The organism is Enterobacter quasimori, from assembly GCF_018597345.1.
Lineage (GTDB): Bacteria > Pseudomonadota > Gammaproteobacteria > Enterobacterales > Enterobacteriaceae > Enterobacter > Enterobacter mori.
On sequence record NZ_JAHEVU010000002.1, the window covers coordinates 557,358 to 583,695 of the forward strand.

Consider the following 26,338-nt stretch of genomic DNA (forward strand, 5'->3'; position numbering starts at 1 on the left):
CAGAGACGCAGAAAAGCAAAAAGCCTGCTTCAAAAGCAGGCTTTTCAAATTTGGCTCCTCTGACTGGACTCGAACCAGTGACATACGGATTAACAGTCCGCCGTTCTACCGACTGAACTACAGAGGAATCGTGTGAACGGGGCGAATATTATCGACCTGCGTTCACCTTGTCAAAGGGGGAACGTAAACTTTTCGTTCGTTTGCCGACAATTTCAGCAAATCGCTGATTTTATAGCAAATTCGCGTTGAAATTACACAGCAATATGCGCCGCCCGCAGGCGGCGCGCAGGATCAGAACAGTACGGAGTAGTTCAGACCAAAGGTACGTCCGCGGCCTTTATAGGTATACAGGCCCGGTGCGCCGTAGGTTGGGCTATACAGCCCCGGCGCGCGCTGGCCCCAGGCGGTGGTGTAGTCTTTGTCCAGCAGGTTTTCCACGCTGAAGCTGACCTTGCCCACCGGCAGGGCGTAGCTGCCCAGGAAATCAATGGTGTTATAGCCATCGATCTTCTTACCGTCGGCGTCAGACACGTCAAAGGTCTGCGTGCTCTGCACGCGCAGCGCCCAGTCGCCCGGTGCCCAGTTAACCCATGCGCTGGCCTTCGACGGGCTGGCGCTGTCGACCGTCAGCTTCTCCCATTTTCCGTTTTCACGCGTCTCAGACTTAATGGCGTTAAAGTTCGCGCCGGTGCTCCAGTCGCTGTCGGTGAAGAAATAGTCAACCTGGCCTTCAACCCCGTAAATACGACGTTTATCGTCTTCGAGGTTGATGGTCATGTCACTCTTGTTGATGGTGATGGTTTTATCGGAAAGCGAGTAGTACGCCGCGACCTGCGTGCGCAGGTTGTCGCCGGTGAAACGCCAGCCCAGCTCGTAGGCGTTAACCTTGATCCCGTCCAGAGTCGAGTCGTTCACGTTCACGCTGTTCAGCAGGCGATAGTGGCCGTCGACGAGCTGGTAGGTGCCAGATCCGTAGTACTTCGCCAGGTCCGGAATTTCGAAGCCCTGGGAGAAGTTAAACCACAGCTGCTGCTGTTCGGTCAGGCGACCGAGTATCCCGGCGTTAAACAGGAAGTTGTTGTAGTCCGTTTTCCCACCCGGCACCGCGTCGGCGGAGGTGGCTTTCCCGTTCGCGATGGCCTGCTGCTGGGCGTAACCCACAAAGTCATCCACCTTGTTTTCGGTGTACTGGTAGCGCACGCCGCCGCTCAGGGTGATGGCATCAATGTCATAGCTGGCCTGCAGGAACGGGGCGAGGTTGGTAATGCTGTAACCCGGATAACGGCCCACGTTGTAGGCATTTTCCAGATCCATACCGCCGCTTGCCGCCGCTTTACTCAGATCGAAGAACTGCTGGTTGGCATCGAAGGTTTCATGGTCGGCATCGACACCCCAGGTGAGGGTCAAATCGTCCATCGGCTTGCTGTTCAGGGTCAGCTTGCCGCCGTAAAAGTCGGTTTTCTGCTGGGATGCGCCAATACTGGTCACCGCACCTTTGCTCAGCGTCGGGAACGGGTAGTAGGTCAGGCTCTCATCGCGATAGTAAATCTGCGCGACCAGATCCTGGCCCCAGAAATCGGTATTCGAGTACTGCAGGTTAATCAGGTGGCGCTCGGTACCGGGGATACGATCGGAGTTGAGGTTGTCTTTATTGTAGGCTTTTGCATCGCCCGTCACCGCCGAGAAGTTCTCGCCGAGGAACAGACCGTGCTTCCCGTCGGACTCGCTCTTGTAGTACTGCGTGGTGAGCTGCAGCTGCTGATGGTCGTCAATGTTGATGGTGCCCGTGCCCATCACGTCAATACGGTCGGAATACTGCAGGCCGGTCTGGGTGTTATCGATAATCACCTCGTCGCCGTTGCCGTCATACCAGCCGCCGTAGCGCTGATACGACACCGACAGACGACCGGAGGCCTTATCGTTGCCGCCGCTGACGGCTGCCGACACGTTCTCATCGTGATCGTTGTGGCTGTTAAACCCGCTCTTTGTCCCGGTCTGGAACTCCACTTCGGTATCCGGCTGGCCCTTTTTGGTGACGATGTTCACCAGGCCGCCGGTGCTGCCGCCGCCGTAGAGCGAGGTGGCACCGGAGATCACTTCGATACGATCGATATTGAACGGATCGATAGAGTCGAGCTGGCGGCTGTCGCTGCGTGACGAGTTCAGACGCACGCCGTCCACCATCACCATCATCGAACGACCGCGCAGGTTCATGCCGTAGTTGGTGCGCCCCTGGCTGCTGACGTCCATGCCCGGGATCAGCTGGGCCAGCACTTCTTTAATCTCTTTTCCGCCCTGAACCTGCTGCTCAATTTCAGCCCGTTCAATGACCCAGGTGGTCTGCGCCATTTCAGCCACGCTGCGGTGAGCACGGCTGGCAGAGACCACGATATCTTCTTCCTTTTGTTCTTCTGCCCACGCAGAGGTAGAAAGCATTGCAAGCAAGCAAGGATTTAAAACCCAAAGATGAGAACGTTTCATTGTTATGTTGATCCTGAATGTGTGTGTCAGTACTCGGTCGTTTTTGCTAAAGATTTAAAAACCTGGCTACTTTCCGGGCTGGCGGTGCTTCGCCAGTGGATAACGCCAGGGGTGGTAGCCAGTTCAAACGGCTCGTCATCGTGCGCGCGATTCAGAATTCGCGCCGCGCGCCAGGCCATCAGGCTGAGCTGGGGTTCGGCAATGCCGAGACGGTGCATCCCGGCGTTTACGGCAAACAGGCGGTTGCTCTGCGGGCCGTCCCATTCGAGGGTGAAATCGTTGTTGATGCAGAAGGCCTCATCCGTATCCCGATGGAGGCGGTGAGACAGCGGCGCGAGGAACGCAGGGTGCACGGCGCGGTAGCCGGTGGCGAAAATCACCACGTCGCTCTCCAGCTGTTCCTGACCGCCATCAAGATTATGCTGAATGCTCAGGCGATGTCCGTTTTCCTGGCGCGTGAGGGCCGTCACCGAGCGGGATGGCAGGAGGTGAGCCCAGGGTTTTTCACGCAGCACTTCAAAGCGGTGGTACATGGCGCGGTAAATCGCCAGCAGCGATTCCGTGGTAATACCGTCAGAGGTCATCTTCTGCTCGTGCAGCATCTGGCGACGCGCCTCTTCACCGAGCGTGGAGAAGCTCTCCACGTACTCTGGCGTGAAGTATTCGTTGGCAAAGGCAGCTTCATCCAGCGCGTTGTAGTTGTTGCGGCGCGATACCCAGTTCAGGCTCCGCGGCTGGCCCCATTCACCGCGGAAGATGTTCAGGAACAGGTCGGCACCGCTCTGGCCGCCGCCGATCACGGTGACGCGCTTGCCCGCGAGATCCGGCGTGCGCAGCATCATCTCGCTGGCGTGGAAGCAGCTATCGTCCTGCACGGTGACGCAGTCAGGCAGGTTGATCTGTTTGCCAATCCCCACGCAGACGTGGCGCGCCAGGAAGCGGTCCCGCTGGGTCACCACCTCAAACAGGCCGCTTGTCTCATCAAAGCTGACCTGCTGCACCTGCTGGCTGAATGACAGGTTGGTGAGGTTTTCCGCCGCCCAGCACAGGTAGTCCGCAAACTCCTCGCGGGAGACGGTGCGCTGCTCGGTGGTCAGAAAGCGGTAGAACTTTTTACGCTGCACCAGGTAGTTCAGGAAGCTGTGGCGGTTGGTGGGCTCCACGGCGCTGACCAGATCTTTCAGAAAGCTGGTCTGCATGTGGCAGTCCGGCACCATCATCCCCGGGTGCCAGGAGAAGTGCGGTTTACGCTCAAGGAACAGCGAGCTAAAACCGTCCAGCCCTTCCGCCAGCGCGGCGATGCTGAGGTTAAACGGGCCAATACCAATGCCGATGAAATCATAGGTTTTCATTGCGCTGACTCCCGGGAGGCCAGAAAAAGAGGGTTATCAAGGTCGGTGACGTAGTTCGGCAGCATGCGGCTGCCGCCGTCGTGTTCGGAGAAGGTCAGTTTGACCGGGTTGAGGATGACGCGAATAATCTGCGGCTTGAAGAGATCGAATTTGGCGAAGCGTTCTGCCAGATCCGTGTGTTCAGCCATATAGCCACGCAATACCTCGGCCAGAATCTGATAGAAGCGCGTTTCGCTGACGCCGCATTGCAGGGTGAGGCGCGAGATAAAACGCAGCACCGTCACAAAGTTGCCGGTTTGCAGGTCGTGAATGATGTAATCCGCGCTGAGGCGCGCCGTGACGGCCTTCACCTGATCCGGCAGGCTCTGCGTCTGCGGGAAGTCTTCATCCACCAGGCGCATGTCGCCCTGGAAATCTTTCAGCAGGATGCGCTGCGGAACAGAGTCCTTCATCACCAGCGTCACGTTCTGGCCGTGGGCGATCAGCGCCACGCCGTAGCGGCAGAGCAGGTGATAGAACGGGATCACCGTTGCTTCAAACAGCTTCTCCAGCCACGCGTCGGCGCTTAGCCCCGAGCGTTTAATCCACGCGTCGATCAGCGGGCGCCCGGCATTGTCGGTTTCCATCAGCGCCGCCATCAGCACCGCCTGTTCACCGTCTTCTAAATAACAGGACGGGTTCTCGCGCCAGATCACTCCCAGCATCTCCTGATAGCGGTAGGGCGCTTTCGGCAACGCGGCATAGCCCGGATGCGACAGATAGCCGGCGGCGGGTTCGCCCAGCACCTGCGCGCCAGAGCGGGCAAGCGTGGCGTCGGTGGCAAACTGCTCCTGCAGCCAGCGCGAGGCCAGCGGCCCGGCGGCAATGTACTTGCCCGGAATGCCGCGATAGCAGGAGGTGTTGTAGATGGTCAGCGGCAGCTTGATGTCATACGGCGCGCGACGGCTGGCATTGGTGAGCGTGCGCAGGGACTGCTGCGCCAGATACTCATCGCCAAACTCGCCCAGCTCGACCATCTCTCCGCGCGCGAGCTGCGCCAGGAAATGAATGGCGATCTTCTGCTGCCACTGCCACGGGTGCAGCGGCACCGGCAGCCAGGTCTCGTCGAGGCCCAGCGCCTGCCAGCGGGCGTCAAAGCGGGCGCGCTCGGTATTGTCCATGGCGCTCGCCAGCAGAGCGTTGATATCGCAATCGGCGTCGCTGCTCCAGACCAGATGCGCCCGCTGAACGGCAACCCAGTGCAGACGAAAACGTCCCCGATACTCAGGCGCGTACTGACGCAGCGCGTCCAGCCCCCAGCCGCGGCGGCCTTTGTTGAAAATAAACTTCGGGTGGCCGCTCATCAGACACTGTAATTCGTCCGGGTCGAGGTGGATCAGCGCGTCCGCGTCCATCGCTTCACGCGCCTGCGGCAGCTGCATGTCGCCGCGCAGCGTGGCGTAGAGATCTTCCATGTGCTCTGCCGTTTGCGCGTCGCTCATCTCCAGCACTTTCGCCAACTGCAGCAGCGCGCTCTCCGCTTCGACGGCTTCGCCGCTGGCGGTGGTCAGGCTGTCCGGGTCGATGTGCAGCCAGCCCCAGATCCCGCGCGCGGCGCGAAACTGCCAGGACTCGCTGCCCATGGTGATGCGCCAGCCGTCCGACGAAACCGGCTCAGCGCGCAGGGTGCGTTCGTATTCCAGCTCGGCGAGGATCTTCGCCACCATCTCGCGGTTCACTTTCTGCCAGAGCGCGTTCACAGTTCCACCTCGCTGAAGAAGCGGTGACGCTCGCTCATGATGAGGCGCGAGCGCTTGTGTGGGAAGTCGAACTCTTTCATCGTGTCAAAACCGGCGGATGCCAGATGGCGGAACAGGCGCTGGTTGTCGAAGCGCGGCTCGGCGACAATGCGCGCGGTGCGCGGTTCATCGAGATACAGATAGTGGCTCAGGCCGCGCAGCCAGCTGCGGATGTACTGCGCGCCGCGCCAGTTTTCTTCACCCACCAGCATGTGCAGCCCGCGGTCAAACGGCTGCCAGCGGTAGTGACGGCCAATGCGGTCTTCCGCCGCCCAGTAGAGTTCAAAATAGCCGAACGGCTGGTCGTCGAAGCAGCCGATAACCGGGTAGCAGTAGGTCGAGTCAAGCTGACGACGCAGGTAGCTTTCCTGCTCGGCCTGCGGACCCGCCATCTCCCAGAAGGCGTTCACGCGCGGGTTGTTCATCCATTGCGTAAAGCGCTCGCCGTCCAGCGCCACGTCGGCCACGCGGAAACTCAGGGTGCGCTTAATTTGCGGATCGTAACGGCGGTACACTTCGCCCTGCGGGCGGCGAGGACGCAGCGGGAAGTACAGCTGACGGCTCTCATCAAACTGCATCCCGCCGCTGGACTGCGGCTGTTCGCCTTTCAGCCACAGCGGCTGCTGCCAGAAGGTTTCACGCGCCAGATAATCCCCGCTTGCCAGACGAAACAGTGCCTGCGCCTGCGGTTCATCCTGCCAGGTTGCCCAGGGCAGGGTGATGCCGGTCAGCGTGGGTGCGGCAACAAACAGCTGATCCAGCGCCTCGACCAGCCAGCCGTCCGGGATCCCATTCAGACGCTCCAGCACCGCGCTGCCATCAAGACCCAGCGTCAGCGGCAGGTTTTTTTCCGTGGCTGTGCAGCGAAAGCCGTAGCCGGAATGGACGATATTCGCAATGGCCATCACGCCTTCTCCTTGTAAAACGGGTTGCTAAAGTCGAAATAGATCACCGCCGGATCGACGATGGTGTTTTCATTGCGATCGTGCAGGTAGCAGAAGAAGTTGCCTTTGCAGTTCCAGGTCGGGCTGTCGAGCACGTAGTCGAGGCAGCGGGTCTGCAATGCAGTCTTGCGCAGTTCGGCCAGCGCGTCGCGCACCCGGGACATCAGGCTCTCCTCGCTGTCAAAACCGGCGGCTGCAAGGGCGGCGGTGACGGCAAGGGTAGAGTTCAGCAGCAGGTAGTAAGGGAAGTAGCGCAGCAGCTGGCTGTCGCCGAAGCGGTTTTCCACCTCCGTTTCGCCCGCCTCTTTCAGCCACGCGTCGGCCCCTTCGGTCCACGCGCTGCCCTGGCAGTCGCGGTAGATAAGCCCGACTGGGAAATCCTGCTGCATTTCAACGAGGATATTCTGCTGGTGCGCCAGCAGGACAAGGCCGTAGTCCGCCTCGGCGCTGAAAAGCGGAAGTAACACGCGGTCGCAATAGGCATCCAGCCAGCAGCGTGCGGCCCGGTCGAGCGGTAAGTCCAGACGCTGGCTCAGACGGCGCACCGCCGCGGCCAGCAGGCTGTCACCGCCGTCCGGCGCGGACTGGGTCAGGCTCACCAGCACGTTGGTCTGGGTGTCTGGCGTATCGAACAGCAGGTTGACGCGCAGGGCCATCAGGCTCTCTTCCTGAACGATGCCGTTTGCGTCACGCAGCCCGGCCCAGCCGTCTTCCTGCATCACGCGCATGGTCGGGTAGCGTGCCTGCAAATCTTGCCAGCGTTCCGTTTTCGCCAGTCGCGCCAGGCGCATCCCGCGCTTAACTTCTTTCACCGACAGCGTGCGCACGGAGTTGGTCAGGCGCACGCTGAGCGAGAACTTAATCATGTCGCTGTTGGTTTCGCTGTACAGCGAGCGTGACGAGCTGGTGGGCAGCCACTGTGCGCCCGCTTCGCCCAGGTCCTGCAAGGCACCGTTTTCCACCAGACGCTGGCACCACGCCTGCTCCAGCAGATAGTCGGCCTGCCACGGATGCATCGGCAGCAGCCAGCGGGTGTCGGTGAAGTGGCCGAGCAGCTCAGGAGCGCTCTGTGCCGCGAAGCGCAGCAGACGTTCGCGCAGGGAGACGTTCAGGCTATCGCCGGCAATAAGCGTGCTCTCAACGGCAAACCAGCGCAGCGGGAAGCGGGAGGCGAAATCAGGCAGATAGCGCCGCGCCTCGGTTTCGCTGAACGGCTCGTGGGATTTTGGCGCAGGGTGAAACGCGTGGCCGACCAGCAGCGCCTGTTCCGCGTCGGCAAACGTCAGCGGCTTATCGCGCAGGGTTGCCCAGCCGTGGCGCAGATCGATCGCCTGCCAGGTGTGGGCGTGGCTTTCAAGGACGCGCTGTTTAAAGCGTGTCAGCGTTTCGCTATCCAGCGAGCCTTTTACGGAGGATTTTTCAAGAATTAAATCAACCAATTGCGTAAAGGTGACAGCGTCACCGCTATCGCTGTCTGCGTGGATCAGCGTTGCCGGAAAACGATACTGGTGATGCTGGGTAGGCGAAAAATAGCGTACGGGAACCCGAATAGCCTGGGTCTGGGAAAGCGGGATATGAATCTGCGATAACTCATCCGCAGCGGTAGCAGGGTGATAGCGCCAGTCCTTCGTTTCGCGCAGCAGCGCGTTCAAAAAACACTGGGCCGCAACGTCTGTACCGGCGGAGCGGGGCAGAGCACGCATAAAAGTACCTCATTCCATGACTGATAATAATTCTCGTTATGATATTCATTCTGTTTACAGTCGCAACTATTTTTGCAATATTTGTTTTCATAAACTTCATAATTTCCACATATTTATTGACACTATCTTCACAATTCTATGCGCCCAACCTCTGAAACTCTGATGGACAACGTCACCCCGAAAGCGAACTGGCCTCTGGCGCTGTGCGCAGGTTTATTAGGTATCGGGCAAAATGGTTTGCTGGTCATGCTGCCGCAGCTGGTCAGCCTGACCGGACTCTCGCTCTCCGTCTGGGCGGGGCTATTGATGTTTGGCTCAATGCTCTTTTTACCCGCCTCTCCCTGGTGGGGACGGCAGAGCGAGCGGCACGGCTGTAAGGTGGTCATGCTCGCCTCCCTTGGTGGCTACCTGGCGAGTTTCCTGGTGATGGCGCTGGTGGTCTGGGCGATGAGCAAGGGCGTGTTGAATGCCGCGTGGGGGCTGGCGGGGCTTGTTCTCTCGCGCACGCTGTACGGCCTGACGGTCTCCGGGCTGGTGCCCGCCGCGCAGACGTGGGCCATTCAGCGCACGGGGCTGGAGAAGAGAATGGCGGCGCTGGCGACCATTAGCTCGGGTCTCAGCTGCGGACGTCTGCTGGGGCCGCCGCTGGCGGCGCTGATGCTCAGCGTTAACCCGGTGGCGCCGCTCTGGCTAATGGCAGTAGCGCCCTTCATCGCGCTGCTGCTGGTGCTGCGTGAAGCCGCCGATCCGCCGCTGCCGCCGGTGGCGCACCAGTCGACCCGGCTACAGGTATCAATGCTGCCGTTTCTGGGGCTGGCGCTGCTGCTGGCGGCGCTGGTGAGCCTGATGCAGCTTGGCCTGTCACCGCATCTGCATCCGTTGCTCCAGGGCGACCCGGTGCAAATCAGCCATCATGTTGCGATGCTGCTGAGCCTGGCCGCACTGGCCACGCTCGCCGCCCAGTTTCTGGTGGTTCGCCCGCAGCATTTCAGCCCGATGGCGCTGCTCTGCCTGGCCGCGGTGCTGATGGTGGCAGGGCTTGGAGTGATGTATGTCGCGGATCTCGCGCTTTTCTACGTGGGAATTGTAATGACGTCGCTGGGTGCCGCGATGGCAACGCCGGGGTATCAACTGTTGCTGAACGACAGGTTGACGACAGGGAAAGGGGCGGGGATTATCGCCACCAGCCATACGTTAGGTTACGGAGTGAGTGCGATGCTGGTGCCTGTCGTAACCCGCTTTTACGGTGAGTCGTTTTTAATTGCCGCCGCATGGGGAATTGCGCTGCTGTTTTTGCTGGTCAGCTTAGGGGTACGCTGCACCGCTCGTCCCCCTGCCGAAAAATGTTAATGGACCTGGCGGGAAGTATTACCGCCGGGCTCTTCGCTTTGCCGCAGACGGTGCAGAGGATCCTGTTGGTAAAACTGGCAAAAACGCTGCCACAGCGCCGGGAACCGTGGGGCAAAGAGTTCTGGTGCGCTAAAGAAATACTCTGACAGCACCGCAAAACACTCGGCAGGATCGGTTGCGGCATAGGCATCAATACTGGCCGCGCTTTCCCCCACCAGGTCTATCTCATCCTGAATGTTCTCCATCGCCGCATGCAGGTCGTGCTCCCATCCGGCAACTTCACGAAGCGGGATAAGAGGGACACCGCTGGCGCGATCGCCGTTGCGGGTATCCAGCTTGTGCGCCACTTCATGAATAATCAGGTTGAAGCCTGAGGCATCAAACGAGTCCTGAATATCCAGCCAGTTAAGGATGATCGGCCCTTGCTGCCAGCTCTGACCGGACTGCACCACGCGCTGGTTGTGCACCAGCCCGATGTCATCTTCCCACTCGTCATCGACGATAAAGGGGGCCGGGTAGATCAGCACTTCGTGGAAGCCATCCAGCCACTCAATGCCGAGCTCCAGCACCGGCAGACAGAAAAGCAGGGCGATACGGGTATTTTTCAGCGGATCCAGCTCGAACCCCTGCAGCGGAACCAGGCGTTTTTGCTGCAAAAAACGATCCGCCATCTGAACCAGTTTCGATTGTTCATCCGGCTTAAGATTAGCCAGAACAGGGATCGCCAGCGCGTCATCCCACGGCAGCGCCATATCCCGGCCAGCCTCATTCGTTTTCCAGGGCCACTTAATCATCGCTTTGCTCGCAAACTCGTCACTTGAACAAAAATGGGAAGGTGATGTGCTGTTAACATGCCAAAGAACCCGGCATGAAGGCAACAACAAACGGAGTTGGGGGAAACGCTACCGGGAGGGTAAATCTTCCGCTCTCCGCCATTATTCAAGCACTTATCCCGTTTCTTTTCAGTGACAAAAATCCCATTGAGGACATCCCTTACATAAAATATGACGCGCGCTTGCGGTGACAACCAGAGAAGGTTGCCGCCAATCCATAAGTCGCTATTATGAATGTCCGAGTTTCCAGAAAGCGCTAAGGATTGCCAGAAAGTATGCCCGTCAACTTCGACCTTAACGATCTTTACGCCTTCAGAGCCCTGGTAGAATACGGTAATTTCCGTATTGCGGCAGAATCTATCTGCATTTCGCAGTCTGCCTTAAGCCGCCGCATCGAAAAGCTGGAGGCGGCAGTGGGGGCCAAACTGTTCGACAGAACCACCCGGCGCGTGATGCTGACGCTCTTCGGGCAAACCTTTGCCGAGCGCTGTGGGGTGCTTCTGGAAAACGTGGAGTCGATGCTGGCCGATATCGACAAGGTGAGCGAGGAGCGTACCGGACTTATTACCGTCGCCACTGTGCCTTCGGCTGCCTGTCATTTTATGCCCGAGGTCATCCGCCAGTTCCATAGCCGCTATCCGCGGGTGCGCATAAAGCTTATCGACAGCAGCGCGGGCAACGTGATTGAGGCGGTGGCCAGCGGGCAGGCGGATTTTGGGATCTGTTTTGCGAGAAGCCTGCAGCCGGATATCACGTTCATTCCGCTGGTGGAGGATGTCTACGTCGCCGCGTGCCGTCGCGATCATCCGCTGGCGGGGCGTAAGAATCTGACCTGGCAGGCGTTTTATCAGCAGGATTACATCAGCCTGGATATCACCTCCGGAAACCGCAACCTGCTCGACCAGATGCTCGGCCACATCAAGCCCGAGCGTCCGGGGATCTGTGAAACGCGCCACGTCACCACGATGCTGGGGATGGTGGAGGCGGGGATTGGCATTGCGGCCGTCCCCGCCATGTCAATGCCGCACGCGGAACATTCGATTCTGACGCATATCCCGCTGACCGAACCTGAAGTGAAACGCACTGTCGGGCTGATTCGGCGCAGCGGGCGCATTCAGTCATGGATTGCCGCCGAGCTGGAAACGCTGATTACCGCGCGCTATCGCGCGGCGTAGCGACGGGGATCATCCCGGTAGCGGTAATGGTCTCCCGCGCGCTGGCTGACGCGAGATAATCCAGCAGCGCTTTCGCCTCTGAGGGGTGATCCGCATGGGCCGTCACTGCGCCGGCAAAACGGGTAATGTATTGCAGATTATCCGGGAGCTTGCCGACAAAGGTAACCCCCGGAACAGGCAGCAGCTCGCTCACCTGCTGGAAGCCGATGCTGTACTTCCCTTTTGCCACTTCCGACGCGACCGGTATCCGCTCAACCTTGTGCGCTTTTCCCGCAACCTGCTCTTCAATCCCCAGTTTTTTAAACAGCTGAGTTTGCACATACCGACCGCTGGCGCTGTCGGAGTAGGCGATAGCGTTCGCCTTCAGTAGGGTCTGGCGCAGGGTGGCCTCCGTGGCGATATCCGGCACCGGCGAACCGGCTTTGACCACCACGCCGATGGGCGAGTTCGCCAGCTCAACGCGTGAGCCGTCTTTGACCATCCTGTCCTTCGCCAGATGCGCCAGCGCATCACCAACCATGATCACCACGTCCGCTTTTTCACCACGTGCCAGCCGGTTGGGGATCGCCTGCGGCGTCTTTCCCATCGATGGCCCCGGGATCAACACAATGTGGTCGCCGCTTTTGGCTTCATACTCTGGCGCTAGCTTTTCAAGGGCGGCTTTAAAACCGCCCGAGATCATGACGGTCACCTCCTGGGCCAGCGCCGCTGCGCTGGTTGCCAGCAATACCAGCCCGGTCAGTCCTGAACGTATAAATGTGCTCATATCATCCTCTCCGGATTAACGGGCTGTTTGCAGATGCAGTGCGCTGCGACGGTAGAGATAGAGCGTTGCCAGCATGGCACAGACTGCCGCGAAGCTCATCCAGTATCCCGGGGAGGCTTTGTCGCCAGTGTACTCAATCAGGGCCGTTGAAATGACCGGCGTAAACCCGCCAAAGACGGCGGTAGCCAGGCTGTACGCCAGTGAGAAACCAGCCACTCGCACCTCAACCGGCATGATCTCCGTCAGTGCCGGGATCATCGCGCCGTTATACAGGCCGTACAGGAAAGAGAGCCACAGCAGCACGCTCAGCATCATGGAGAAGCTTGGGGCCTGCGCCAGCAGCGTTAGCGCCGGGTAGCTGGTCGCCAGCGCCAGAAGCGTCATGGCAATCAGTACCGGTTTGCGCCCGAAGCGGTCCGACAGCGCGCCGCCTACCGGCAGCCAGATAAAGTTAGAGATCGCCACCAGCAGCGTGACCAGCAGGCTGTCAGAGGCGCTCAGCATCAACACCTTTTTGCCGAAGGTCGGCGCGTAGACGGTGATCAGATAGAACGCGGTGGTGGTCATCGCCACCATCAGCATGCCCGCAACCACAACCGGCCAGTTCGCCAGCAGGGTAGTAAAGACCTGACGCATCGCCAGCGTGTGGCGGCGCGCGCGAAACTCTTCCGTCTCTTCAAGCTTACGGCGCAGGAAAAAGATAAACGGCACGATTAAGCAGCCAAACAGGAACGGAATGCGCCAGCCCCATTCGCGGATGGCGCTCTCTTCCATCAGCGCGTTCAGGGCAAAGCCCATTGCCGCCGCCACCATAATCGCCACCTGCTGGCTGCCGGACTGCCAGCTGGTATAAAAGCCCTTGCGGCCCGGCGTGGCGATTTCCGCCAGATAGACCGACACCCCGCCAAGCTCCGCTCCGGCGGAAAAACCCTGCAGCAAGCGCCCCATCAACACCAGCAGCGGCGCCCACAGGCCGATGCTCTCATAGGAGGGGATCAGCACGATCAGGAAGGTTCCTGCCGCCATAATCGACAGCGTGACGATCAGCCCTTTGCGGCGGCCAACCTTGTCGATATAAGCCCCGAGGACGATGGCGCCGACAGGGCGCATCAGGAAACCTGCGCCAAAGACGGCGAAGGTCATCATCAGCGAGGCAAATTCACTGCTCGCAGGGAAGAAGGTGTGCGCGATGTAGGTGGCATAGAACCCGAACAGGAAGAAGTCGAATTGCTCAAGGAAGTTGCCGGAGGTGACGCGAAGTATCGCGCCCGCTCTTGCACGAACGGTTGCAGGTGGGGTCGAGGAAATCATGATTGTCTCCAGTTTTATCGTGACGTTATGATCGTCTGTTTCTGAAAACTGGCTCAATAAAAGGAATTTAATAAGCGCAAATCGCGCATGAACTGATGCGTGCTGTGCATCAATGACGGGGCGTTGACCAGGATTTACAGTTCTAACAATAACTTAACAATTCATTGATTTTTCGTTCACCATATTCCACTAAGTGGCTGATATCGCTGTTTTGTGACATCGCGCAGAAAAGAAGCCAGGCAGGCCTGGCTGAGATGGATGGCTAACCCGTTATCAACAACTTAGCCGCTTTCTACGAGCGGCAGTAATATCAATGAAGTGCACTATTCAGCGCAGCGCCTGAGCAATCGCGCTAAACATCAGCGATGCTTCCAGCGGCTGGGCGCTGAATGACGGTTCCGCCTGCGGCCAGGTTGACCACTGGACGATGACCAGGTTTTCCTTTTGATTCACCATAATCATCTGGCCAAAGATCCCCAGCGCCCAGAGTGAATCTTTCAGCGAATCCTGCACCGCGGGCTTAACCCCCGTGGCCGTGGCGGGCACTTCGTTATTCCACCACTGATAGCCGTATAACCCTTTCGGGTGCGCCTTCGACACCGATCCCGTTGCCTGCGTCCAGTCTGCGGACTGCTTCACCCAGCCTGCGGGCAGGATCGACTTACCGTTCGGCAATGTGCCGTTATGAAGGATGAATTGACCGAAGCGGCCCCAGTCTTCCAGCGTGGCGTTAAAGCCGTGGGCGCCGACGTCGTGCTGCCCTTTACGGTAGGCATGCCATACGCCGTCGCTCGCCATACCGTAAGGCTGCCAGATGCTTTTCTCCAGATACGCCGCGAGCGTCATGCCGGTGGCGCGTTCAAGCACGTCCCCCAGCAGCCATGCGCCGCCCGAGGAGTAGGACCAGTTTTCGCCCGCGGGATGCTCGCGGTGTAACCCCTTCACCAGCGTTCGCACGCAGTCGTAGGTGCCCGGCTTCGCTTCACACTCGGTAAGCTGCGCGAAGTCTGATTTTGGGTTGGTGTAGTCTTCGTTCCACGCCACGCCGGAGGTATGGGTGATGAGCTGTTTCAGCGTCACGCCGTCCCAGGCGGTGCCTTTTAAATCCGGTTCATATTGGGTGATGAGATCGTCCAGGGAATGGATTTTCCCCTCCTTGAGCGCCACCCCCACCAGCGCGGAGACCACCGATTTTCCCACGGAACGCGAGGTCCAGAGCGTGGAGTCGGTATTGCCTTCACCCAGATATTTATAGGCCACTTTTCCGTTCTTCAGCACCAGCATACCGCTGACGTTCTGGCGTTTCAGGTAATCCTGAAGGTTCCAGGTCTTGCCGTTAACCCGGTAACGGGCATCGGTGAGCGGTTTGTCTGCCGCCAGCAGCGGCGTAGCGTCGCCGTGGCGGAACACGTCTCCCGCATAGTTGCGGTAGTCATTACGAAAGCCCACGACGCGGTCGGTCTGGCTCCAGGTCAGCATAGCATGCGCATCCGGCAGTTTTGCATCATACGGGGCAGGACAGGCCGTCAGCTCGCTGCCGTGACAGGCAGCCATGACGGGGGGGGAGAACAGGCTGCTGAAAACCAGACCGGCAAGCAGAGTGAGTTTTAAGGTTTTGTTTTTCATGTTGATCTCGTTTGGTCAGGGAGGGCTTCAGTTTACGAACACGCGGTCTATAATAAAAAACGCGTTATGGGGGAAAATCCCCCGTAAATTAACGGGAGTCAGGTGTGGCGACATTGATGTATTCGTTTGCCCAGCTGGAGGCGTTCACCGCCGTGGCTGAGCACGGCAGCCTGATGAAGGCGGCCAGCAAGCTCGGAAAAGATCGCACCACCTTGCGCGATCTGATCGATTTTCTGGAAGACGGTCTGGGCTATGCGCTGTTCGTGCGCGAGGGGCGCCACCTGCAATTAACGCCGGAAGGGGAGCAGCTTCAGCGTCAGGCCCATCTGCTGATGCGGCAGGTGAGGGCCTTCGAGGCGTTTGCCAGAGCGGTGCCGGACAGCGCGATGCAGGACATTTCCCTCGTCTACGATCCGTTCACGCCAAGGGCTTTTTTGCAGGCGCTGCTGGCGAAAATGGCGACGCGCAACGTTCGTTTGAGTTTGACCTGCGCCTCGCGCGACGACGCGGAAGCGATGCTGGCACGCGGTGCGGCCGATCTGGGCATCTGCCAGGCGCGCAATCGCAGCGTCGGTAACGAGATGGAGTGGCGGGCGCTCGGCGCCATTGATATGGATTTTTACGCCTCGAAAGTGCTTTTCAGGGAGAATGCGTCGCCGGTGTCGCTCCTCGACCTCTCCCTTGTGCCGCAGGTGGTCATGCACCCTGCGTCTGACGAACCGGTCGCGCGTCGCCTGCAAATCTCCGGGCATACGATTTTTACCAACGAGCTGGAGATGCTGCGCGGCCTGCTGGAGAAAGGGTGTGGCTGGGGATTTTTGCCGACGCATCTTCAGGCGGCGCGATGGCAAAACGTAAAAAGGCTGCACACCGAAGTGGGCAGCCAGGGGATCGGTCAGACGATGGTGACGATCTGGAAACCGGGCAGCGACAAGCGTGGGTTAATTAATGAAACGCTGTCGCTGCTGCCGTCATTGTGGAAAGACTCAGCGCTGTGAGCACCCCTTGCACTGCTTGTTCTGGATCTGCTGGAAGAAATCGTTGCCTTTGTCATCCACCAGGATAAAGGCCGGGAAGTTCTCCACTTCAATTTTCCAGATGGCTTCCATTCCCAGCTCCGGATACGCCACGCACTCCAGGCTCTTGATGCTGTTTTGCGCCAGTACCGCTGCCGGGCCGCCGATGCTGCCGAGGTAGAAGCCGCCGTGCTTATGGCAGGCGTCCGTCACCTGCTGGCTGCGGTTGCCTTTTGCCAGCATGATCATGCTCGCGCCGTGGGATTGCAGTAAGTCCACATAGGAGTCCATACGTCCCGCAGTGGTCGGGCCGAGTGAGCCAGACGCGTAGCCTTCTGGCGTTTTGGCCGGGCCTGCGTAGTAAATCGGGTGATCTTTAACGTACTGCGGCAGTTCTTCCCCGTTGTCGAGCAGCTCTTTCAGCTTCGCGTGGGCGATATCGCGCGCCACGATGATGGTGCCGTTCAGCGACAGGCGGGTGGAGACCGGGTGCGCGGAAAGCTGCGCCAGGATCTCATTCATCGGCTTGTCGAGATTGATGCTCACCACGTCGCCTTCACCCTGTTGACGCAGGGACTCAGGAATATACTGGCCCGGATTGTGTTCCAGCTTCTCAATCCAGATCCCGTCGCGGTTGATTTTCGCTTTGATATTACGGTCAGCGGAGCAGGAGACGCCCATGCCGATTGGGCAGGAGGCACCGTGGCGCGGCAGGCGGATCACGCGGATGTCGTGGGCGAAGTATTTACCGCCAAACTGCGCGCCCAGACCAAGGTCCTGCGCTTCCTGGAGCAGTTCCTGTTCGAGCTGAACATCACGGAACGCCTGACCGTGTTCGTTACCTTCGGTTGGCAGCGCATCGTAGTAGCGGGTGGAAGCCAGCTTAACGGTTTTGAGCGTGGCTTCCGCTGAGGTTCCGCCGATAACAAAGGCAATGTGGTACGGCGGGCAGGCTGCGGTGCCCAGGGTGCGCATCTTCTCAACCAGGTAGTTTTTCAGCTTCGCCGGAGTGATCAGCGCTTTGGTTTCCTGGTAGAGATAGGTTTTGTTGGCAGAACCGCCGCCTTTCGCCATGCACAGGAATTTATACTCGACGCCGTCCACGCTGTAGAGGTCAATCTGCGCGGGCAGGTTGGTGCCGGTATTCACCTCTTTATACATATCCAGCGCCGCATTCTGCGAGTAGCGCAGGTTATCTTCAATGTAGGTGTTATAGACGCCCTGGCTCAGGGCCGCTTCGTCACCGCCGCCGGTCCAGACGCGCTGGCCTTTTTTACCCATGATAATCGCGGTGCCGGTATCCTGACAGGTCGGCAGTACGCCTTTTGCGGCAATGTCAGAGTTACGCAGGAACTGCAGGGCAACGTATTTGTCGTTCTGGCTGGCCTCCGGGTCGTTCAGGATCGCGGCAACCTGCTTCTGATGGGAAGGACGCAGCATAAACGCAGCATCGTGGAAGGCCTGCTGCGCCAGCAGGGTCAGGGCTTCAGGCTCCACTTTCAGGACTTCCTGACCGTCGAACTCGGCAACTGAAACGTGCTCTTTGGTGAGCAGATAGTATTCGGTGTCATCGTGCGCGAGAGGGAAGGGGTTTTGGTAGATAAACGGTTTGTTTGACATAGCGTATTGCTCCACAAAAATAAAACCGCCGGAGGAGAAGTCCGGCGGTCAGGAATCAGAACATCATGGACATCCACGGATAACCAATCAGCAGCAGGGCCGCCAGGAAGATGGCACCGAAGATGGTGCCGAGGCGCCAGTAGTCTTTGGTTGGCAGGTAGCCGCTACCGTAGTAAATCGGGCTTGGGCCAGTACCGTACGGGGTGATGATCCCCATCACGCCCAGCGAGGTCACCATCAGCAGAACGAACACTTCCATATTCATGCCCGGAATGGTGGAGGCGATGGTCAGCATCGCTGGCAGCAGCGCCGTGGTGTGCGCGGTGGTGCTGGCAAACAGGTAGTGCAGCAGGTAGAACGCCAGCAGCAGGACGATGGTAGCCACACCCGGCGAGATACCGCTCATTAACAGACCGCCTTCTTTACCCAGCCAGCTGATAAAACCGGTGGAGGAGAGGCCATCCGCCAGCGCCACCAGCGTGGCGAACCAGACGAAGGTGTTCCACGCGGCTTTGTTACCGGTGATATCGTTCCACTCCAGCACGCCGGTCCACAGCATCAGGCCGACGATGAGCAGGGCAGCCATAGCGGGTTCAATCCACGCGGCGGCAAAGATCCACATCAGCAGCGCACAGCATACGAACACCAGCAGCAGGATTTCGTTGCGGGACAGTTTGCCCAGTTTTTCGAGTTCACGGGTCGCCCACAGCGGTACTTCGTCGTTCACTTTTACTTCAGGCGGATAGAACCAGTAAGCCAGCAGCGGCATGGTCAGAATCAGCAGCACGCCCAGCGGCAGGAAGGCGATGAACCAGGTGCCCCAGGAGATGTTGATCCCGACAGTGCTTTTCACCAGCGCCAGCGCCAGCAGGTTAGGCGCCAGAGCAGAAAGGAACATCGAACTGGTGATACAGGCCGCGGTGATCGCCACCCACATCAGGTACGAACCAATCTTACGCGCGCTTGGGTCATTCGGTTTTGAACCGTACAGCGGCGGCAGGTTAGCGATGATTGGGTAGATTGTCCCGCCGCTGCGCGCGGTGTTGGAAGGGGTGAACGGTGCCAGCAGCAGGTCAGCAAACGTAATCGCGTAACCGAGCGTCAGGCTGCGACGGCCGAGGTATTTCACCAGAATCAGCGCCAGACGGCGGCCGAAGCGGGTTTTGTCATAGCCTGCGGCAAACATGAAGGCACCGAAGATCAGCCAGACGGTTGAGTTACCAAACCCGCTCACCGCCCACTTAAAGGAGGCGCCTGCCAGCTTGAATTTCGGGTCAGCCAGCTGTTCCGGGCTGAAAAGTACCCACTGGCTGCACAGCGCAATGGCGACCACACCGGTCAGACCGATCACCGCACCCGGCAGCGGTTCGAAGATCAAGCCCACGATCACGCCGACAAAGATAGCGAAGTAGTGCCATGCGTAAGGCGGCAACCCTTCAGGAACGGGAACAAACAGCAGCAGTACGGCGACAACGATGGGCAGCGCCATCATCAGCAGTCGTTTTGCTTGTCCATTTGATGCCTGATTCGCCACAGGAGGCGTTACAGCAGTTTTTGTATTCATAGTTTCACGTCTTAAGTTGTCAAAGATTCGGTTGCTCTGAAAAAACAAAATCGCTTTCTTAAGTTTCTTTGCTTTCTTTAGTTATTTAAGATGCTGTTTTGTATTTTCAGTAATAGCGATTTAACGCTTTTTGGTTTGCGCTAAATTAAAAAATAATGATGTTTTTATATTGCGCTTTTGGATGCCATAACTATTGATCGCGATCAAAAAAACAGAATTGCAGCGTTATTTTTATGCTTTTATTAATAACCACTCTGGCGTATGTGGGTATTATGTATTTTACGAGTGTATTTTATCATTTTTGTAACATATTTACTTTTTGTTGTTTTGTATCATATTGATTTTATTTGTTTTGTGTGTGTCTCGGTGAAATGGTTTTACCATTAATCATTTAACGATTTTTAAATTATTGTGAATGGCTGAATTACAATCGCTAACACCAATGTATTATTTGTGTTATCGCAGGGATTAAATAGTTTTTTAACTAACGTAATAACTTTAGAAACTAAAAAAATCATTATATTAATATCATGACATCGGCAAATAACGACGAAATAAAAAACCAATCCGATAACGAATTCTTAATTTTTAAAGTTTGGAGTTTTTATTATGAGCACTAACGAACGTATTCTAAGCCCCTTCACATTACCGAATGGCACTGAACTGAAAAACCGTTTGTTAATGGCACCTATGACCACCTGTACCGGCTATTACGACGGCACCGTCACCAGCGAGCTGGTGGAATACTATCGTGCCCGTTCCGGCAGTATCGGCACCATTATTGTGGAGTGCTGCTTCGTCGACGATCTCGGCCTCGCCTTCCCGGGCGCAATCGGCATCGATAACGACGAGAAAATTGCCGGGCTGGCGAAAATCGCGGAGGCGATTAAATCGAAAGGCTCTAAGGCCCTGCTGCAGATCTACCACGGCGGCCGCATGGTCGACCCAAAACTGATCGGTGGCCGTACGCCGGTTGGCCCGAGCGCCGTTGCCGCGCCGCGTGAGGGCGCAGCAACGCCAGTGGCGCTGACAGGCGAAGAAGTTGAAGGCATGATCGGCAAGTTTGGTGAAGCGGTGCGCCGCGCCATCCAGGCCGGCTTCGACGGCGTGGAGATCCACGGGGCGAACACCTACCTGATTCAGCAGTTCTACTCACCGAATTCTAACCAGCGCGACGACGAGTGGGGCGGCAGCCGCGATAACCGCGCGAAGTTCCCGCTGGCGGTGCTGGACATTACTCACAAAATGGTGCGCCAGTACGCGGACGACGCCTTTATTATTGGCTACCGCTTCTCCCCTGAAGAGCTGGAAGTGCCGGGCATCCGCTTTGACGACACCATGTACCTGCTGGAAAAACTGGCGGCGCGCGGCGTGGACTATCTGCACTTCTCCGTCGGCGCCACCCTGCGTCCTTCCATTGTCGATACCCAGGACCCAACGCCGCTTATCGAAAAATACTGCGCGATGCGTTCTGACACGCTGGCGCAGGTTCCGGTCATGGGCGTGGGCGGCGTGGTGAATGCTTCAGACGTGAATGAAGCGCTTGACCACGGTTACGACCTGATTGCCGTGGGTCGCGCGACCATTGCATACCCTGACTGGACCGACCGCATTACAGCGGGCGAAAGCCTTGAGCTGTTTATGGACAGCACCAAACGCGAGGCGCTGAGCATCCCTGAACCGCTGTGGCGCTTCTCGCTGGTGGAAGCGATGATCCGCGACATGAGCATGGGTGAATCTAAATTCAAACCAGGCACCTTCACTGAGAAAGTGCAGGACGACGCCAGCGAGCTGGTGATTAACGTCAGCCTCGAAACCGACCGTATTGCAGACATTGAGCTCGCGTCTGGCCCGAGTGAAGACGTTGAGTTTGTGACCAGCTTTGAAGAGATCCGTACCCGCATTCTGGACGCTAACACCCCGCACGTGGATGCCATCACCGGCGCAACCAGCCAGAGTGAAGCAGTGAAGAAAGCGGTATCCAAAGCGATGCTGAAGTCCAGCAAAGCGCTGGCAGCGGAAGAGGGCGTTGACCCGAACGAAACCCGCAGCGTGGACGTGGTCGTTGTCGGCAGCGGCGGCGCCGGTCTGGCGGCGGCGATTCAGGCTCACGACGAGGGCGCGAGCGTGCTGATCGTCGAGAAAATGCCAACCATCGGCGGGAACACCATTAAAGCCTCTGCCGGGATGAACGCCGCCGAAACCCGCTTCCAGCGCGTGAAGGGCATTCAGGACAGCAAAGAGCTGTTCTACCAGGAAAGCCTGAAAGGCGGCGGTAACAAGAACAACCCGGAACTGCTGCGTCGCTTTGTCGAGAACGCGCCACAGGCGATTGAGTGGCTGGCAACGCGCGGCATTATGCTGAACGACATCACCACCACCGGCGGGATGAGCATCGACCGTACTCACCGTCCAAAAGACGGTTCTGCGGTGGGGGGCTACCTGATCAGCGGCCTGGTGCGTAACGTTAACAAACGCAACATCGAGGTGATGCTGGATACCTCCGTCAGCGACATTATCTTCGAGAACGGTGAAGTCACCGGCGTACGCCTGACTACCGAAGAGAATGAAACTGTCACCGTAGCAGCAAAAAGCGTGATTGTGGCGACGGGCGGCTTCAGCGCCAACAGCCAGATGGTGGTCAAATACCGTCCGGACCTTGAAGGGTTCGTCACCACCAACCACAAAGGGGCAACGGGTGGCGGCATCGCGCTGCTGGAACGCATCGGGGCGGGCACCGTGGACATGGGCGAGATTCAAATTCACCCAACCGTAGAGCAGAAAACCTCGTACCTGATTTCCGAATCTATCCGCGGCGGCGGGGCGATTCTGGTGAACCAGAAAGGGGAGCGCTTCTACAACGAAATGTCGACCCGCGATAAAGTCTCGGCGTCAATCATCGCCCTGCCGGAGAAATATGCTTACATCGTCTTTGATGAGCATGTCCGCACGAAAAATAAAGCGGCGGATGAGTACATCGCGAAAGGTTTCGTGACCAGCGCCAGCTCGCCAAAAGCCCTGGCTGAAGCGCTGGGCATGGATCACCACGCTTTCCTGGCGACCCTGGAACGCTACAACGGTTTCGTTGAAAAACAGCACGATGATGATTTTGGCCGTACCACCGCGCTGCGTGCGCCAATCAATGAAGGGCCGTTCTACGCCATTCAGATTGCGCCGGGCGTGCACCACACTATGGGCGGCGTGACCATCAACACCGAAACCTGCGTGCTGGACAGCACGCACAACGTGCTGCCAGGGGCGTTTGCGGCCGGTGAAGTGGTCGGCGGGATCCACGGCGGTAACCGTATCGGCGGTAATGCGGTGGCAGATATCATTATTTTTGGTACGCTTGCAGGACATCAGGCGGCTATGCGTTCGAAAAAGCAGTAAGACCCCCTGTGTTGTATGCCGGATACGCGCAGCGTTATCCGGCATTTTCCCCGGCGGCGCGGTGCTTGCCGGGGCTACATCTGAGGACTCATGCTATGCCTGATGACCATCGCGTTTACAGTTATTCCGCCGTTCTGATGGGATCGCCCATCCTCCTCAAACTCTTTTCCCATGACGAGGCCCTCGCGTCCCGCGTGTTTCGCCTGATCAAACAGTACGAAGACCTGCTTACCGTTAACCGTGCGCATTCTCAGGTGATGGATATCAACCATGCGGCCGGTCAGCATCCGGTTGCCGTCAGCCGTCCGGTGTTTGAGCTGATTCGCTGCGCGAAAGCGGCAAGCATGCTTAAAGACAGCGCGTTTAACCTGGCCATCGGCCCGCTGGTGAAACGCTGGAAAATTGGCTTCCAGGGCGATAGCGTTCCGCCTGCCGATGACATTACTGCACTGCTGGGCGTAACCGATCCTGCGGATGTGGTGCTGAATGAACCGGACAGCAGCGTCTTTCTGATGAAAGCGGGAATGGAGATCGACCTGGGAGCCATTGCGAAAGGCTATATTGCCGACAGGGTGCGGGATTATCTGCACAAAGAGGGCGCCGGACTGGGGCTGATCAACCTCGGCGGAAACATCCAGACGTTAGGCTCACCGGAAGGGGACTGGAGCGTCGGATTGAAAAAACCGTTCGCCGGTGATGCGTTGATTGGCGCGATGGCGGTAGAGAATCGATCCGTCGTGACCTCGGGAACGTACGAGCGCTACTTCGAACAAAACGGCAGGCGCTATCACCATATTCTCGACCCGCGTACCGGGTATCCGCTGGACAACGAGCTGGACAGCGTCACCATCGTGTCGAAAGATTCCATCGACGGCGATATCTGGACCACGCTGATTTACGGTATGGGCGTTGAAAAGGGCTGCGCTGCGCTGCGCGCTCGTCCTGATATCGAAGCGATTTTTGTGACCAAAACAAAAGAAGTGGTGATCTCCTCGATGCACCACTTCCGCTTCACGCTGATGGATAACGACTATCGGGTTACTGACAATACTGTTTGAGTAACCCCGTTTGCTCCGGCTGCAGCCGGTAGCGATACACCGGACGCCCGGTCGCGCCGTAGTGAATGCTGGTGAACAGAATGTTGATTTGCGCCAGCCAGATTAAATACTTGCGGCAAGACACCCGCGAAATATTGACCGCGTTCGCCAGGTCATCGGTGGAAAACTCCATCTCCGGGTGCGCGTCGATCCACTGGCAAATCGTGCGCAGCGTTTGCGGCGTTAACCCTTTCGGCAATTTCTTGCTGTCGGCGAGTTCCGGCGCACCGCCGTGGATCAGTCTGTCCACGTCCGCCTGCTCATAATACTGGTGGGATCCCATCAGGCTGTGCTTTGCCTTCCAGCCGTTCAGCGCCTCTTCAAAACGCGGAAACTGGAACGGTTTGATCAGGTAATCCACAACCCCGTAATGCATGGAGGTCTGAATAGTGGTGGCATCGGACGCCGACGAGATCATAATCACATCAATCGGACGACCCGATGCACGGATGATCGGCAGGAGATCGAGCCCGTTATCCTGCTGCATGTAGACATCCAGCAGCACCAGATCGACGGGCTGGTTCGGGTTATTGATAATGGCCTCGGCCTGGTTGAGCGTGGAGGCGACGCCGCAGCAGCTAAAGCCTTCAACACGGTTAACGTACAGACGGTTGAGGTCGGCTACCATGGCGTCATCATCGACAATTAATACATTTATCACGCGATATTCCTCTCGCTATCCCAGGGGATGTGAACAAAAAATTGGGTAAATACGCCAGGCTCAGATTCGACGGTGATATCGCCGCCCAGATTCTGGATTTGCTGACGCGCAAGGAACAGCCCAACGCCCCGGTTTTCACCTTTTGTTGAGAAGCCCTTTGTAAAAATAGCCTCCAGCTGAACCGGATCGATACCGGGGCCATCATCGCTGACTTCGCAGCTGAGCCAGCCATTTTGATAGTGTAACAGCAGAGTGATTTCGCCTTCCGGCTGGCCTTCCATTGCATCCAGTGCGTTTTCAATTAAATTACCGAGCACGGTGACCAGCACCGCAACCTGCTCTTCATTGGCGGTATCCGGTATCTGGCACTCATCTGCCAGCGTAAGCGTGATGCCCGCTTCTTTGGCACGGTGAATTTTACCCAGCAAAAAGCCTGCGATAACCGGTGATTTGACTTTGCTCTGGATGGTGCCAATGTCCGTCTGGTAATTATGCGCCGTCTGGAGGATGTACTCCTCGAGTTTGTCATAGCGCTTAATGTTCAGCAGCCCAAGGATCACGTGCAGTTTATTCATAAATTCATGGGTGTGGGCGCGCAGGGCATCAACATAGTTGACCATCCCATCGATGCGCTGCATCAGCTGGCTGATTTCCGTTTTATCGCGGAAGGTGCTGATCGCCCCGATCACCCGATTCTGACTTTTAACGGGCACCATATTACAGAGCAACAACCGCCCGTTGCAGCTGATCTCCTGATCCTGACGCGCAATCCCGGTTTTCGACACGTCGCGCAGGCTTGCCAGCAGCGGCTCGCTGGCGTTTTCGGTCTGCTTGCCCGACGGCAGGAGCAAAATCTCTCTGGCAGCGTGGTTAATCATCGTCACGCGGCCGTGAATGTCTACCGCCAGAACCCCTTCCCGGAGCGACTGCAGCATCGCCTGACGCTGTTCAAACAGCGCGGAGATCTCGTACGGCTCCAGCCCAAACAGGATGCGTTTGAGCACGCGGACCAGGCCCCAGATCGCCAGCGAGCTCATTAAGATACTGAATAACACGGTCCAGAGGGCGTTAAGCCGTCCGCGGGTGATCTGCTCTTCAACTTTTTTGAGGGAGATGCCGACCACCACCACGCCGATTTGCTCTTGCTGCGCGTCAAAGACGGGCGTAAAAACGCGCAGCGCTTCGGCGAGCGCGCCCCGGTTGACGGAGACATTTTCTTTACCTTCCAGCGCGGGTGTTAAATCGTCGCCGATAAAATGCAGCCCCAGCAGCGCTTCGTTCGGGTGAGAGTAGCGGATCCCGCGCATGTCAGTGACCACGGTAAACAGCAGATCGTTACGCTTTGTCACCGCCTGGGCGAGGGGCTGAATAATATCCGCCTGGGGCGCCTGCATCAGGCCGCGTTTGACCTCAGGGCTGTCCGCAAGGGTGCGGGCAATGCCGAGCGCGGTGTCTTTGACATCATCGCGGGTCGCACGGGTGATTTGCACAGAATAGAGCGCAAAGACCAGCAGCAGCACGGAACCGATAATCGCGCACACCATCAACGTGACGAGGGTGTTCAGTTTCATAGGGCGCTTGCGCGTCAGGGGGAAGGGCTGCAAATCGCTCATCAACACTCCGCGATGATTATAAAGAGGTAATTATCGCTGATGACGCGGTTTTCTTAAA

18 protein-coding genes and 1 tRNA gene are annotated in these 26,338 nt (G+C 57.9%); 5 read left to right on the top strand and 14 right to left on the bottom strand.

The features are described from left to right. Positions 1-51: 51 nt before the first annotated feature. The 6 genes from KK102_RS10940 to KK102_RS10965 form a co-directional block, all read right to left on the bottom strand. Positions 52-127, bottom strand: a tRNA-Asn gene (locus tag KK102_RS10940). 164 nt (positions 128-291) lie between these two features. Further along, a complete protein-coding gene (locus KK102_RS10945) occupies positions 292-2,481 on the bottom strand; it encodes a TonB-dependent siderophore receptor (RefSeq protein ID WP_216357582.1) in 2,190 nt (729 codons plus the stop codon). Positions 2,482-2,507: 26 nt separating this feature from the next. After that, positions 2,508-3,833, bottom strand: coding sequence for a lysine N(6)-hydroxylase/L-ornithine N(5)-oxygenase family protein (locus tag KK102_RS10950; RefSeq protein WP_216357583.1), 1,326 nt, complete (start codon positions 3,831-3,833; stop codon positions 2,508-2,510). After that, positions 3,830-5,572, bottom strand: coding sequence for an aerobactin synthase IucC (gene iucC, locus KK102_RS10955; protein ID WP_338070876.1), 1,743 nt, complete (start codon positions 5,570-5,572; stop codon positions 3,830-3,832). Before iucC ends, KK102_RS10950 begins: the two co-directional genes overlap by 4 nt. Further along, positions 5,569-6,516 (bottom strand): GNAT family N-acetyltransferase, encoded by a 948-nt coding sequence (locus tag KK102_RS10960; RefSeq protein ID WP_216357584.1) that lies wholly within the window; start codon positions 6,514-6,516, stop codon positions 5,569-5,571. Before KK102_RS10960 ends, iucC begins: the two co-directional genes overlap by 4 nt. Further along, entirely contained in the window at positions 6,516-8,258 is a 1,743-nt protein-coding gene (locus KK102_RS10965; protein WP_216357585.1) for an IucA/IucC family protein, read from the bottom strand. Before KK102_RS10965 ends, KK102_RS10960 begins: the two co-directional genes overlap by 1 nt. A gap of 138 nt (positions 8,259-8,396) precedes the next feature. Here KK102_RS10965 and KK102_RS10970 point away from each other — a divergent pair, with 138 nt between their 5' ends. Next, positions 8,397-9,608, top strand: a complete 1,212-nt coding sequence (locus KK102_RS10970) for an MFS transporter (RefSeq protein WP_216357586.1) — start codon at positions 8,397-8,399, stop codon at positions 9,606-9,608. Here KK102_RS10970 and mtfA read toward each other — a convergent pair. Beyond that, positions 9,605-10,402, bottom strand: coding sequence for a DgsA anti-repressor MtfA (gene mtfA / locus KK102_RS10975; protein WP_126545511.1), 798 nt, complete (start codon positions 10,400-10,402; stop codon positions 9,605-9,607). The two genes, KK102_RS10970 and mtfA, sit on opposite strands and share 4 nt — an antisense overlap. 314 nt (positions 10,403-10,716) lie before the next feature. Between mtfA and psrA the strand changes: the two genes are divergently transcribed. After that, complete coding sequence (gene psrA, locus KK102_RS10980) at positions 10,717-11,616, top strand: L-proline-binding transcription factor PsrA (protein ID WP_126545510.1); 900 nt, start codon at positions 10,717-10,719, stop codon at positions 11,614-11,616. Here the strand turns inward: psrA and KK102_RS10985 are convergent. From KK102_RS10985 to KK102_RS10995, 3 genes are all read right to left on the bottom strand, one after another. Beyond that, positions 11,591-12,382 (bottom strand): substrate-binding domain-containing protein, encoded by a 792-nt coding sequence (locus KK102_RS10985; RefSeq protein ID WP_216357587.1) that lies wholly within the window; start codon positions 12,380-12,382, stop codon positions 11,591-11,593. The two genes, psrA and KK102_RS10985, sit on opposite strands and share 26 nt — an antisense overlap. Before the next feature lie 15 nt (positions 12,383-12,397). Further along, on the bottom strand, positions 12,398-13,693 hold the full coding sequence (tcuC, locus tag KK102_RS10990) for an MFS transporter (RefSeq protein WP_120157903.1): 1,296 nt from the start codon (positions 13,691-13,693) through the stop codon (positions 12,398-12,400). A 327-nt stretch (positions 13,694-14,020) separates the two neighbouring features. Beyond that, the gene (locus tag KK102_RS10995) at positions 14,021-15,319 is read right to left on the bottom strand and encodes a serine hydrolase domain-containing protein (protein ID WP_216357588.1); all 1,299 of its coding nucleotides are present in this window, start codon (positions 15,317-15,319) and stop codon (positions 14,021-14,023) included. A gap of 116 nt (positions 15,320-15,435) precedes the next feature. Between KK102_RS10995 and KK102_RS11000 the strand changes: the two genes are divergently transcribed. After that, positions 15,436-16,317, top strand: a complete 882-nt coding sequence (locus KK102_RS11000; protein WP_010432293.1) for a LysR family transcriptional regulator — start codon at positions 15,436-15,438, stop codon at positions 16,315-16,317. Here KK102_RS11000 and fumA read toward each other — a convergent pair. Continuing rightward, positions 16,306-17,955: a class I fumarate hydratase FumA gene (fumA, locus tag KK102_RS11005; RefSeq protein WP_216357589.1), complete on the bottom strand. Its 1,650-nt coding sequence runs from the start codon at positions 17,953-17,955 to the stop codon at positions 16,306-16,308. The two genes, KK102_RS11000 and fumA, sit on opposite strands and share 12 nt — an antisense overlap. A gap of 55 nt (positions 17,956-18,010) precedes the next feature. Further along, positions 18,011-19,519 (bottom strand): anion permease, encoded by a 1,509-nt coding sequence (locus tag KK102_RS11010; protein WP_108417534.1) that lies wholly within the window; start codon positions 19,517-19,519, stop codon positions 18,011-18,013. A 609-nt stretch (positions 19,520-20,128) separates the two neighbouring features. On the opposite strand from KK102_RS11010, the gene KK102_RS11015 reads away from it, so the two are divergent. Further along, positions 20,129-22,909 (top strand): flavocytochrome c, encoded by a 2,781-nt coding sequence (locus tag KK102_RS11015; protein ID WP_216357590.1) that lies wholly within the window; start codon positions 20,129-20,131, stop codon positions 22,907-22,909. A gap of 95 nt (positions 22,910-23,004) precedes the next feature. Further along, positions 23,005-23,967, top strand: coding sequence for an FAD:protein FMN transferase (locus KK102_RS11020; RefSeq protein WP_216357591.1), 963 nt, complete (start codon positions 23,005-23,007; stop codon positions 23,965-23,967). Here the strand turns inward: KK102_RS11020 and dcuR are convergent. Continuing rightward, on the bottom strand, positions 23,948-24,667 hold the full coding sequence (gene dcuR / locus KK102_RS11025) for a two-component system response regulator DcuR (RefSeq protein ID WP_010432304.1): 720 nt from the start codon (positions 24,665-24,667) through the stop codon (positions 23,948-23,950). The two genes, KK102_RS11020 and dcuR, sit on opposite strands and share 20 nt — an antisense overlap. Further along, on the bottom strand, positions 24,664-26,280 hold the full coding sequence (locus tag KK102_RS11030; protein WP_216357592.1) for a sensor histidine kinase: 1,617 nt from the start codon (positions 26,278-26,280) through the stop codon (positions 24,664-24,666). The genes dcuR and KK102_RS11030 overlap by 4 nt, the downstream gene beginning before the upstream one ends. Positions 26,281-26,338: the final 58 nt, after the last annotated feature.

Excerpts from the sequence above, each read along its gene's own strand:
- KK102_RS10970 (WP_216357586.1), top strand. The coding sequence starts at position 8,397 with ATGCGCCCAACCTCTGAAACTCTGATGGACAACGTCACCCCGAAAGCG.
- KK102_RS10960 (WP_216357584.1), bottom strand. The coding sequence starts at position 6,516 with ATGGCCATTGCGAATATCGTCCATTCCGGCTACGGCTTTCGCTGCACA.
- KK102_RS11000 (WP_010432293.1), top strand. The coding sequence starts at position 15,436 with ATGTATTCGTTTGCCCAGCTGGAGGCGTTCACCGCCGTGGCTGAGCAC.
- KK102_RS11020 (WP_216357591.1), top strand. The coding sequence starts at position 23,005 with ATGCCTGATGACCATCGCGTTTACAGTTATTCCGCCGTTCTGATGGGA.
- tcuC (WP_120157903.1), bottom strand. The coding sequence starts at position 13,693 with ATGATTTCCTCGACCCCACCTGCAACCGTTCGTGCAAGAGCGGGCGCG.
- KK102_RS11010 (WP_108417534.1), bottom strand. The coding sequence starts at position 19,519 with ATGAATACAAAAACTGCTGTAACGCCTCCTGTGGCGAATCAGGCATCA.
- KK102_RS11015 (WP_216357590.1), top strand. The coding sequence starts at position 20,129 with ATGAGCACTAACGAACGTATTCTAAGCCCCTTCACATTACCGAATGGC.
- KK102_RS10985 (WP_216357587.1), bottom strand. The coding sequence starts at position 12,382 with ATGAGCACATTTATACGTTCAGGACTGACCGGGCTGGTATTGCTGGCA.
- fumA (WP_216357589.1), bottom strand. The coding sequence starts at position 17,955 with ATGTCAAACAAACCGTTTATCTACCAAAACCCCTTCCCTCTCGCGCAC.
- KK102_RS10945 (WP_216357582.1), bottom strand. The coding sequence starts at position 2,481 with ATGAAACGTTCTCATCTTTGGGTTTTAAATCCTTGCTTGCTTGCAATG.
- KK102_RS11030 (WP_216357592.1), bottom strand. The coding sequence starts at position 26,280 with ATGAGCGATTTGCAGCCCTTCCCCCTGACGCGCAAGCGCCCTATGAAA.
- KK102_RS10950 (WP_216357583.1), bottom strand. The coding sequence starts at position 3,833 with ATGAAAACCTATGATTTCATCGGCATTGGTATTGGCCCGTTTAACCTC.
- KK102_RS10965 (WP_216357585.1), bottom strand. The coding sequence starts at position 8,258 with ATGCGTGCTCTGCCCCGCTCCGCCGGTACAGACGTTGCGGCCCAGTGT.
- psrA (WP_126545510.1), top strand. The coding sequence starts at position 10,717 with ATGCCCGTCAACTTCGACCTTAACGATCTTTACGCCTTCAGAGCCCTG.
- KK102_RS10995 (WP_216357588.1), bottom strand. The coding sequence starts at position 15,319 with ATGAAAAACAAAACCTTAAAACTCACTCTGCTTGCCGGTCTGGTTTTC.
- mtfA (WP_126545511.1), bottom strand. The coding sequence starts at position 10,402 with ATGATTAAGTGGCCCTGGAAAACGAATGAGGCTGGCCGGGATATGGCG.